This is a genomic window from Bacillus sp. SG-1 (genome assembly GCF_000181495.1).
Classification (GTDB): Bacteria; Bacillota; Bacilli; order Bacillales; family Bacillaceae_B; genus Rossellomorea.
Window position 1 is genome coordinate 1 of sequence record NZ_ABCF01000133.1, and the last position, 2,387, is coordinate 2,387.

General features: G+C 42.3%; 2 protein-coding genes. One reads left to right on the plus strand and one right to left on the minus strand.

Annotated elements, in window-relative coordinates; genetic code table 11:
* Positions 1-1,123: adenylosuccinate synthase (gene purA / locus BSG1_RS19035; protein ID WP_006838863.1), on the plus strand; the 1,123-nt coding region annotated here is incomplete at its 5' end.
* Between the two features lie 118 nt (positions 1,124-1,241).
* Here the strand turns inward: purA and BSG1_RS19040 are convergent.
* The gene (locus BSG1_RS19040) at positions 1,242-2,273 is read right to left on the minus strand and encodes a potassium channel family protein (RefSeq protein WP_232214261.1); all 1,032 of its coding nucleotides are present in this window, start codon (positions 2,271-2,273) and stop codon (positions 1,242-1,244) included.
* Between the last annotated feature and the right edge of the window lie 114 nt (positions 2,274-2,387).

The window sequence follows — 2,387 nt, forward strand, 5'->3', positions numbered from 1 at the left end:
TCCATCCGGAATCTTCTATAAAGATAAAACATCTGTAATTGGGAACGGCATGGTTGTCGACCCAAAAGCTCTTGTAAAAGAGTTGAAATATCTTCACGACCGTGACGTCACAACGGATAACCTGCGTATAAGCAACCGTGCGCATGTTATTCTTCCTTATCATTTGAAATTGGATGAAGTGGAAGAAGAGCGTAAAGGTGCCAATAAGATCGGTACAACCAAAAAAGGAATCGGTCCTGCTTATATGGATAAAGCGGCACGTAACGGTATCAGGATCGCTGATTTGCTTGATTATGATTCTTTTAAAGAAAAGCTGACAAGAAATCTCGAGGAAAAAAACCGCTTATTAGAGCGTTTTTACGAAACTGAAGGATTCACACTTGATGAAATCCTTGAGGAATATTATGAATACGGCCAGCAAGTCAAACAGTATGTTTGCGATACATCTGTTGTATTGAACGACGCCCTTGATGAGGGACGCCGCGTCCTGTTTGAAGGTGCTCAAGGAGTTATGCTCGACATTGACCAGGGAACATATCCATTCGTAACATCTTCCAACCCTGTAGCAGGTGGAGTGACGATCGGTTCAGGTGTAGGACCGACAAAAATCTCTCATGTAGTGGGCGTATCAAAAGCTTATACAACTCGTGTAGGAGACGGCCCATTCCCGACAGAATTGAACAATGAGATTGGCGATCAAATCCGCGAAGTCGGCCGTGAATACGGTACAACAACAGGACGTCCGCGCCGTGTCGGCTGGTTCGACAGTGTGGTTGTAAGGCATGCCCGCCGTGTGAGTGGAATGACAGATCTTTCCCTTAATTCCATTGATGTACTTACAGGGATCGAGAACTTGAAAATCTGTACAGCATATAAATATAAAGGTGAAGTGATCAATGAGTTCCCGGCAAACCTGAATATCCTTGCCGAATGTGAACCTGTATACGAAGAACTTCCTGGCTGGACAGAAGACATCACAGGCTGCAAATCTTTAAGTGAGCTGCCTGCAAATGCCCGTCACTATCTTGAGCGTGTTTCACAGCTGACAGGCATTCCATTGTCTATCTTCTCTGTAGGTCCTGACCGTTCCCAAACAAACATCGTCAGAAGCGTTTGGAGCTAATACAATCAAAAAAAGCTTGAGGGATCATTCCTCAAGCTTTTTTGTGTTTCCGCGGAGAGTATGCTTAGAATCACCGATACGATATGAAAAACCGGCTGCAGTTCAAACAGTGCATTGCTTATGTTGTTGTCCTGATTAAATCCTGATAGATTTGGTCATCGCAAATTATGTAAAGAGTGTCATCCTTATCAAGCTTTTTTTCTGCTGCATTGCTGAAGTCCATGTCTTCATTGACCGCAATAAGGACGGCTCCTCTATCGAACAAAAATTGAGAAGCATCTTTATAAGATTTCCAATCAGCCAATGGAGTGAATTCATGTATGTTTTTCCCGAATTTCTTGCTCAAAAGCTGTCTGAATAATCCTGTTGTCCCAGGCTGGAGTGTTGCTTTCGCCATTAATAGAGACACTGAATCATTAGAAAGGACAAAATCATCCACATCAATATGGTTAAATAAAGGTATATTCTTTTCTTCCATCACTTCAACAACGGAATGAATATTAGCGTTATGCTTCTTGGATAGCGCCTCTACTGCAGAGGCTATCAATAATGATTTTCCGTCCGCCAGCACAGGCTGCGTTATGGACATGTCAGAAAAAATGGCCACCCGGTCTGCTTCAGTAATATTTGCCTTCATTAACGTTTCCTCATTAGAAGGGTCCCCACTTATAAAGTGCAATTGATCATGAGAAAAAGGGGATGAATCCAAATGATCGACCAAGACGATTTCTTTATCAGCCCGATTGGCAAGCACCTCTTTGATGGCTCTCTCCGTTCTCGCGGACCATCCAATGTAGATATAGTGCCCTTTATTCTTATACACAAGCTTTCCCTCCCTTTTAAGTGTATGGTAGGTTGCCAGCACATCCATGATTTTGCTGATCAACAATCCCAGTATCCCGATACCGAAGATGAAAAGAAAGACACCCAATATCCTTCCTGCTGTAGTCACCGGAAAATAATCGCCATATCCCACGGTCGTAAGAGTGGTCATTGTCCACCAAAAGCCCTCAAATAGCGTTGGGAATGTTTCAGGCTCCAAAATGTGAATAGAAAATGTACCAAATAAGACAATGGCTGCCGAAAGTACTAAAATCACACTAAAATCCATCTTGGAGATTTTCTTCCACAGTCTCAAGAAAATGGTCACTAATCACACCTCCTGCTTTTTTCTTCCATAGTAACATGAATTAGAAAAATCACTCAGGGTTTTTAGAAAAATACTTTTAATGATACATCGCCACTTGTCTGCATTATTGATTTG